Source organism: Variovorax sp. P4_D9, assembly GCF_056401695.1.
On record NZ_JBFUIU010000387.1, the window covers coordinates 1 to 8428 of the forward strand.

General features: G+C 68.3%; 6 protein-coding genes. All 6 read right to left on the reverse strand.

Features of this window, described 5'->3' with window-relative positions; genetic code table 11:
• Window positions 1-2707 (reverse strand): efflux RND transporter permease subunit (locus AC1DY5_RS32060; RefSeq protein WP_478118040.1); only part of this gene is annotated, 2707 nt, incomplete at its 3' end.
• The gene (locus AC1DY5_RS32065) at window positions 2704-3888 is read right to left on the reverse strand and encodes an efflux RND transporter periplasmic adaptor subunit (protein ID WP_478118042.1); all 1185 of its coding nucleotides are present in this window, start codon (window positions 3886-3888) and stop codon (window positions 2704-2706) included. The genes AC1DY5_RS32065 and AC1DY5_RS32060, both read right to left, overlap by 4 nt.
• 5 nt (window positions 3889-3893) lie before the next feature.
• A complete protein-coding gene (locus AC1DY5_RS32070; RefSeq protein ID WP_478118043.1) occupies window positions 3894-5357 on the reverse strand; it encodes an efflux transporter outer membrane subunit in 1464 nt (487 codons plus the stop codon).
• An 84-nt stretch (window positions 5358-5441) separates the two neighbouring features.
• Complete coding sequence (locus AC1DY5_RS32075; protein ID WP_478118045.1) at window positions 5442-5960, reverse strand: N-acetyltransferase family protein; 519 nt, start codon at window positions 5958-5960, stop codon at window positions 5442-5444.
• A gap of 10 nt (window positions 5961-5970) precedes the next feature.
• Entirely contained in the window at window positions 5971-7413 is a 1443-nt protein-coding gene (gene sbcB, locus AC1DY5_RS32080; RefSeq protein ID WP_478118046.1) for an exodeoxyribonuclease I, read from the reverse strand.
• Between the two features lie 3 nt (window positions 7414-7416).
• Window positions 7417-8428 (reverse strand): cardiolipin synthase (cls, locus tag AC1DY5_RS32085; protein WP_478118047.1); only part of this gene is annotated, 1012 nt, incomplete at its 5' end.

The window sequence follows — 8428 nt, forward strand, 5'->3', positions numbered from 1 at the left end:
ACGGCAGGGTCGACAGGATGGTCAACGGATGGATGTAGCTCTCGTAGAGCAGCCCCAGCACGATATAGACCGAGATCAGCGCCGCCAGGATCAGGTAGGGCTGGGTCCGCAGCGAATCGCCGAAGGCCTGCGCCGTGCCCTGGAAGGTGCCGCTCAGGGTCGGCGGCACGCCCATCTGCGCTTGCGCGGCATTGATCGCGTCGACCGCCGGGCCCAGCGAGGTGCCCGGCTTCAGGTTGAAGGACACCGTCGCCGCAGGGAACTGCCCCTGGTGACTGATCGACAGGTAGCCGGTCTTGCTGGTGTCGAGCTTAACGAAGGTCGACAGCGGCACCTGCTGGCCGGTGATCGGCGATGTCAGGTACAGGTGGTCGAATAGCGACGGATCGCGCTGCAGCTCCGGCGGGACCTCCAGCACCACGTTGTAGCTGTTGAGCTGCGTGAAGTACTGCGCCACCTGGCGCTGCCCGATGGCGTCGTAGATCACGGCATCGACCATCGCCGGCGTGATGCCGTAGCTCGATGCGCGCTGGCGGTCGATCGTCACCTGGGCTGTCGGCGCGGCGTTCTGCTGGTCAGAGGTCACGTCGGTCAGTTGCGGCAGCTCGCGCAGCCGGGCCAGCACCTTCGGCGCCCAGGTGTTGAGCTCGTTCAGGTCGGTGTCGGTCAGCGTGTACTGGTATTGCGTGCGCGACGGCCGGCCGCCGACGCTGATGTCCTGCCCGGCCTGCATGAACAGCGTGATGCCCTCCACCGGCGCCAGCTTGGGCCGCAGCCTGGCGATGACCTCGTCGGCATTGGCCGTACGGCCCTCGTCCTTCGGCCGCAGGCCGATGAAGAAGTTGCCCGAGTTGAAGGTGCTTGCGCCGGCCTGCATGCCGAAGCTCGAGACGTCGGGGTCCTGGCGGATGATGTCGGCGATCTTCAGCATCCGGTCGCGCATCGCGTTGGACGACGAATCCTGCGCCGCGTCGGCGCTGCCGAACAGGAAGCCCGTGTCCTGCTGCGGGAAGAAGCCCTTCGGGATCACCATGAACAGCAGGATCGTCGCCGCCACCGTGGCGATGAAGCTCATCAGCGTGATGAACGGATGGCGCAGCACCACGCCGAGCCCGCGCTTGTAGCCGTCGAGCATGGCGTCGAAGCCGCGCTCGAGCAGCAGGTAGACCCGGCCGTGCTTCTCGTTCGGCACATGCGGCTTCAGGAAGCGGGCGCAGAGCATCGGCGTCAAGGTCAGCGAGATCAGCACCGACACCACAATGGTCAGGGTCACGGTCACCGCGAACTCGCGGAACAGCCGGCCGACGATGCCGCCCATCAGCAGCAAGGGGATGAACACCGCCACCAGCGAGACCGAGATCGAGATGATCGTGAAGCCGATCTCGCCGGCGCCCTGCAGAGCCGCCTCCATCGGCGCCATGCCGTCCTCGATGTGGCGATAGATGTTCTCGAGCATCACGATCGCGTCGTCGACCACGAAGCCGACCGCGATCGTTAGCGCCATCAGCGACAGGTTGTCCAGGCTGTAGCCGACCACGTACATCACGGCCGCGGTGCCGAGCAGCGCCAGCGGCACGGTCACGCTCGGGATCAGCGTCACCGTGACGTTGCGCAGGAAGACGAAGATCACCGCCACCACCAGCGCGATCGACAGCAGCAGCGTGAATTCGACGTCCTTGACCGAGGCCCGGATGGTCTGCGTGCGGTCGACCAGCGTGTTGACGCTGATGCTCGGCGGAATCGCCGCCTTCAGCTTCGGCATCGCCGCCTGGATGCGGTCGACCGTCTCGATCACGTTGGCGCCKGGCGACTTGGTGATCGCCAGCATGATGGCGCGGCCGTTGGCGATGTCGTTGCCCTCGGCGGCCGCCGGCCCGGCGAAGCCCCAGGCCGCCACCTTGCTGTTCTCCGGTCCGTCGACCGCGACGCCGATGTCACGCACCCGGATCGGCGCGCCGTTGCGCCAGGCCAGCACCATGTCGTTCCAGGGCGCGGCCTTGAGCAGCTGGTCGTTGGTGTAGACGTTGAAGGCCTGGCGCTCGCCGTCGATGGTGCCGGTCGGCGCGCTGACGGTGGTGGCGGCGATCACGCCGCGCACGTCCTCCAGGCTCATGCCCACCGCCTTGATCTTGGCCGGGTCGACCTGGATCCTGACCGACGGCTTCTGCACGCCGAAGATATTGACCAGCCCGACCCCCGAGATGCGCGAAATCTGCTGCGCCAGCACGTTGTCGGCGTAGTCGTTGACCTGTACCAGCGGCAGCACCTTGGACTGCACACCGAGGATCAGCACCGGCGAATCAGCCGGATTGATCTTGCGGAAGGTCGGCGGGCTCGGCAGATTGGACGGCAGTTGCCCCTGGGCCGCGTTGATCGCGGTCTGGACGTCGAGCGCGGCGCCGTCGATGTTGCGATCGAGGTCGAACTGCAGCGTGATCTGCGTCAGGCCGAGCGAACTGCTGGAGGTCATCTGCGACAGTCCGGCAATCAGCGAGAACTGGCGCTCGAGCGGCTGCGCCACGTTGGCGGCCATGGTCTCGGGGCTGGCCCCGGGCAGCCGGCCCGTCACCTGCAGCGTCGGAAAATCGACCTGGGGCAGCGGCGCCACCGGCAGCAGCGGCCAGGCGACCAGCCCGATCAGCAGCAGCGCCGCGGCCAGCAGCGAGGTACCGATCGGGCGCTTGATGAAAGCCGCGGAGATGTTCAAGGCTTTGCTCCCGCGGAAGCGACCGGCACGACCGCGTTCTTCTCGATGACGCGGGCGCCGGGCGTCAGCCGGTACTGGCCATCAAGCACCACGCGGTCGCCGGCGGCCAGGCCGGAGTCGATCACCGAGCGGCCCTTGACCGTGTCGGCCACCGTCACTGCCTGTGCCCGCACCTTGTCGTCCGGGCCAACCACATATGCGAAGAAGCCTTCCTGGTTGCGCTGCACCACCGCCGCCGGCACGGTCAACGCATCGGCCCGCTCGCCGAGCACTACCCGAGCGTCGACCGACTGGCCGGGCCACAGCCTGTGCCCCGCATTGGCGAACTGCGCCTTGAGCGAGATGGTGCCGGTCGCGGTGTCGATCTGGTTGTTCAGCAGCACCAGCCTGCCGGGCGCCAGCACCTCGCGCGTGTCGCGGTCGATGGCCTCGACGGCGAGCGGTTCATGGCTGCCGTTGAGCGCCTTGTTCACCGCCTGGAAGCTGCTTTCGGGCAAGGTGAACAGGACCGCGATTGGATCGATCTGGTTGATCACCAGCAGGCCGTTGGTGTCGGCCGCATGCACGATGTTGCCCGGGTCGACCAGCCGCGCGCCGATCCGCCCGCTGATCGGCGCGGTGATGGAGGTGAAGCCGAGCTGCACCTGGGCCAGGTGGATCTGCGCCTCGTCGCTCTTGATCGAGGCCTGCAGCTGGTTGACCAGCGCACGCTGGGTGTCCAGCGTCTGCTGCGTGGTCGCGTCTTCCTTGATCAGTTCTCCGTAGCGCTGCAGGTCGGCGCGCGCGTTGGCCAGCGTGGCCTCGTCCTTGGACTTCTGCGCGACCAGTTGCTCGAGCTGCGCCTGGTAGGTGCGTGGATCGATGCGCACCAGCACCTGGCCGGCCTTGACGTCCTGGCCTTCCTTGAACTCGACGCTGTCGAGCTGCCCGTCGACCCGGGTGCGCACCGTCACCGAAGCCACCGGCACCACCGTGCCGACGCCGCTGCGCGCTATCGGCACGGTCTCGCTGGCCACCCGGACCGTGGTCGCCGGCACGCCCGCAGGCCCTGCGTTCGGCGGCGGCGCGGGATGTCGGAACAAGCGCCAGGCGCCGATGGCGAGCAGCATGACGAGCAGCAGCACGCCGGCCTGGAGCGGCCAGCGCGGACGCTGGCGGGGAGCGGAATTGGGGGTATCCATGACGTTCACTTGGAGATTGAAGACCCAGGGTCGGCCGCCGGGGCCGACGCGGTCGGACTCGCGTCGGCGCGGGCCTGCAGCTGACTGGCATTCCAGCCGCCGCCGAGCGCCTTGACCAGCGCCACGTTGGCGGCGAACTGGCGGCTCTGCAGCTGCAGCGCGGTGCGCTCGTTGTTCAGCGCCAGGGTTTGCGAGGTGATCACCGCCAGGTAGGTGGTGGTGCCGGCGCGGAACTGGCTCAGCGATACCCRTTCGGCGTTCTGCGCCGAGGCCACGGCGCCGTCCTGGACCCGGCGCTCCTGCGCCAGCACGTCGAGCGCGGCCAGGTTGTCCTCAACCTCCTGGAAGCCGGCCAGCACGGTCTGGCGATAACTGGCCGACGACGCATCGAAGACCGCGCGCGCCTGCGCCACCTGGGCATTGCGCAGCCCGCCGTCGACCAGGGTCTGAGCCACGGCCGCGCCCAGCGCCCAGACCTTGCCCGGCGCCGCGAACCAGTTGCCGAAGCCGGCGCCGGCGAAGCCGCCCGCAGCGCTCAGCAAAAGCGTCGGGTAGTAAGCGGCCTGTGCGTAGCCGATGCCCGCGTTGGCGGACGCCACGCGGCGCTCGGCCCCGGCGATGTCGGGCCGGCGCTCGAGCAGTTCCGAGGGCACGCCCACCGGCACCTCGGACAGGACCGGGAGCGTCTGGTCCGGCGCGATCGAGAACTGCGACGGCGTTTTGCCGATCAGCACCGCGATCGCATGTTCGAGCTGGCGCCGCGTCAACTGGGTGTCGATGGCCAGTGCCTGGGTCGACTGCAGCGTCGTGTTGGCGAGGTCGACGTCGGCCCGCGTCACGACGCCGGCGCGGTACTGGCTCTGGGTGATCTGCAGCGACTTGCGATAGGCCTCGATCGTCCGGTCGTAGAGCCGCTGCTGGGCGTCGGTCATGCGCAGCTGGATGTAGTCGTTGGCCACCGCGGCTTGCACCGCGAGCCGTGCCGCGGCCAGGTCGGCCTCGCTGGCCTGCGCGCTGTCGGCGGCGCCTTCCACCGCGCGCCGCACCCGGCCCCAGAGGTCCGGCTCCCAGCTGGCCTGCAGCGACCAGGCGTGCGTGTTGCCCTGTACCGGCTCCCCGGAATTCAGGCTGCGCGAACGCTGGCCCGAGGCGTCGAACCCGAGCGTCGGCGACCAGGCCGACTGGGCGTTCTGCACCAGCGCCTGGGCATCGCGATACTGGGCCTCGGCCAGCTTGAGATTCTGGTTCGCGAGCTCGGCTTGCTCGATCAAGGCGTCAAGCCGGGGATCGCCGAAACCGCTCCACCACGGGTGGGCGGCATCGACGGTTCCGGGAGTCGCCGCCTTCCAGGCGCCTGCCTCCTTGAAAGCCGGTGCCGACACGCCTTCTGGCAACGAGGGCCACTGGTAATTGGGTCCGACGGCGCAGCCCGTCAGTGACGCCGCCAGGGCCAGACACAATATTCGCATGCCGCCCACTCTAGGCACCCGCCAGGGACGGCAAACTGACTCGCCGATGACATTGCTGTCAGCTTCGCAGCGACCGACGCGCCGTCAGCCCAGCGGGCCGATCGCACGCCACATGTGGACTTTCGAAACAAAGTGCGTGCCGAGCGCCACCGCGAACGGCTCGACGCCGAAAACCTCGAAGCCACAGCGCTCGTAAAGCGACTGCGCGGCTCGGTTGCCTTCGGTCACGGTCAGCTGGACCAGCTTGACACCTTCCCGCGCGGCTGCCTGCGCCAGTGCAGCTTCCACCAGCTGTCTCCCGAAGCCGCCCTGGCGTGCCTGCGCAGCGACATACATGCCGAACAGGCTGGCCTTGTGGCGCGCCTTCTCGCGTGATTCGAATTCCAGCCCCGCGGCGCCGACTAGACGGTTGCCGTCGAAAGCACCGAGCACCACTTGGCCCGCCGTCGGCGAAGGGTCGAGGCGGGCGACCCACCACGACTGCGGCAGCGCCGCGCGTTCGGACGCACTCGAGGTGAACGCATCCGGATGCTGCTCGTAGGCGATCAGCATCAGCGCCCTGTACGGTCCGGCATCGGCAGGCCCGAGTCGACGAATGGTCATCTTCGATATCTCACACGGTCGGCGCAATCGCCTCGGCGTACTCGTACAACGCACCGAGGATTTCCTCGGCGCGCGGGTCCGCCGTCTCGGCCAGGGTATCGATCTCGGCGAACAGCGCATCGACATTGCGGGCGCCGCCCTCGCCCTCCAGCAGCCGCGCCACGCGATGCGCCTCCCAGCGCTCGGCCTCCTCCTCGCTCAGCGTGTCGGCGAAGTTGCGGGCCCGGTAGCGAAACAGCAGTTCCTCGAGCCGAGGGTCGTCGAAACCGGTGCGCGAGTGCGCGAGCTCGGCCGGCGACAGCGCACGCAGCGCGTTGAGCCGGCGTCGGTCGCCGTTGCCGACGAAGCCGCCGTAGAGGTCCTCGTCGACGTCCGGCGGCCCTTCGCGAGGCCGCTCGTAGACCCGCGGCCAGATCGCGCTCATGTCGGGCAAGGCGGCTGCGATGGTCGCATGGCGCAGCGCCGCCTCGACGTCGATGCCCCAGCGCGCGGCCATCGCCGACGCCAGCGTCTTGAGGTTGCCGACCACCATCGGCGACTTGTTCAGGTGGATGCCCTTGAGCGGCAGCCGCTGCAYGCCCTCGGGCAGTTCGGCGCTGCGCGTGAACAGCCGCAGCCGCAGCGTCTCGACATCGAGATCGCGCAGTTCGCTCGGGTCATGCGCCAGGTCCCAGGCCAGCAGCTCGTTCTTGTTGGTCGGGTGGCTGGCCAACGGCCACATCACGGCCAGGCAGCCGCGCTCGGCCGGGAACATGCCCGACACGTGCAGGAAAGGCCGCGCGGTCTCGCGCGTGGCCGGCAGGCCGAGTTCGGCCGCGACCCGGTCCTTGCGATGGAGCCCAAACGCGAAGTCGAACAGCTTGGGCTGCTTCTCGCGGATCAGGCGAGCCAACGCGATCGTGGCGCGAACGTCCGACAGCGCATCGTGCGCCGCTTCATGCAGCAGCCCGTTGGCGCGCGCCAGATCCTCGAGCTTGAAGCTCTGGCTGCCATCGGCCTTCTTCGGCCATTCGATGCCGTCTGGGCGCAGCGCATAGGTCAGCCGCACGACGTCCAGCAGGTCCCAGCGGCCACAGTCGTTCTGCCACTCGCGCGCATAGGGATCGATCAGGTTGCGCCAGAAGAGGAAGCGCGTCACCTCGTCGTCGAAGCGGATCGTGTTGTAGCCCACGCCGATGGTGCCGGGCTGGGAGAACGCACGCTCGATGCGAGCCGCGAATTGATGCTCGGGAATGCCGCGCTCAAGGCACTGCTGCGGCGTGATCCCGGTGATCAGGCAGGCCTCGGGGCTCGGCAGGTAGTCGGACGCAGGCTGGCAATACATCATCAGCGGCTCGCCGACCTCGTTGAGCTCGGCATCGGTCCGGATGGCGGCAAACTGCGAGGGCCGGTCGCGGCGCGGCACCGCTCCGAAGGTTTCGTAGTCGTGCCAGAGAAAGGTATGAGGGGCCATGGATCAAAGCAAAGGGGAAAAAAGGCGGGCGATCGAATCGCCCAGGYGGCGCAGGAAAGGCTGATGGCGGTTGGCCCGCACCGGGGATGCATTGCGCAGGTCGGTCTCGAACTGTGCCGCCAGCGGCTTGGCCAGCGTGGTCCCATAGATCAAGGCGCACACCTCGAAATTCAGGCGGAAGCTGCGGTTGTCGAAGTTCGCCGTGCCGATCATTGCGCAGTTGTCGTCGACCACCAGGGTCTTCGAGTGCAGCATGCGCGCCTTGTACTCCCACACCTTGACGCCGGCCGCGATCAGCTCGTCGTAATAGGAGCGCGCCGCGGCGCTGACGACCAGCGAATCGCTGCGCCGTGGCACCAGCAGCCGGACATCGACGCCGCGCAGCGCCGCGCTGGTCAACGCCATCAGCGCCGGCTCACCCGGCACGAAGTACGGCGTCGTGAGCCAGGCGCGATTCACCGATGACTGGATGGCCGCCAAGTGCACGCGATGGATGGCCTCGAGCGGGTTGTCGGGCCCGCTGGTGATGATCTGCACCGGAATGTCGCGCGCGCCGTCCCTGGCCGGCAGGGGCGGCAGCAGGTGCTCCATGACCGTGTTGTCCAGCTGCCGCGGGTCCTCGCCGGTGGCATAGGTCCAGTCCTCGAGAAACGTGGTCTGCAACCAGCGCACCGCGCTGCCCTCGATGCGCAGGTGAACATCGTGATAGGCGTCGGGCCGGATGCGGGCGTCTTCCGCGTCGGTGATATTGACGCCCCCTGTGAAGCCCACCCTGCCATCGCAGACGACGATCTTGCGGTGGGTCCGGTAGTTGGTCACCGGCCGCAGGCGGCGGCCGATGCGGGTCTCGTGGAACAGCGCGACGTGTATGCCGGCTGCACGCATCGGCGCCATGAACCTGCGGCCGATTCGCTTGGATCCGAGGGCGTCGAGCAGCAGCCGCACCGTCACCCCGGCCCGGGCGCGCTCAATCAGCAGGTCGCGCAGCGCGGTGCCGATCCGGTCGGGCTCGAAG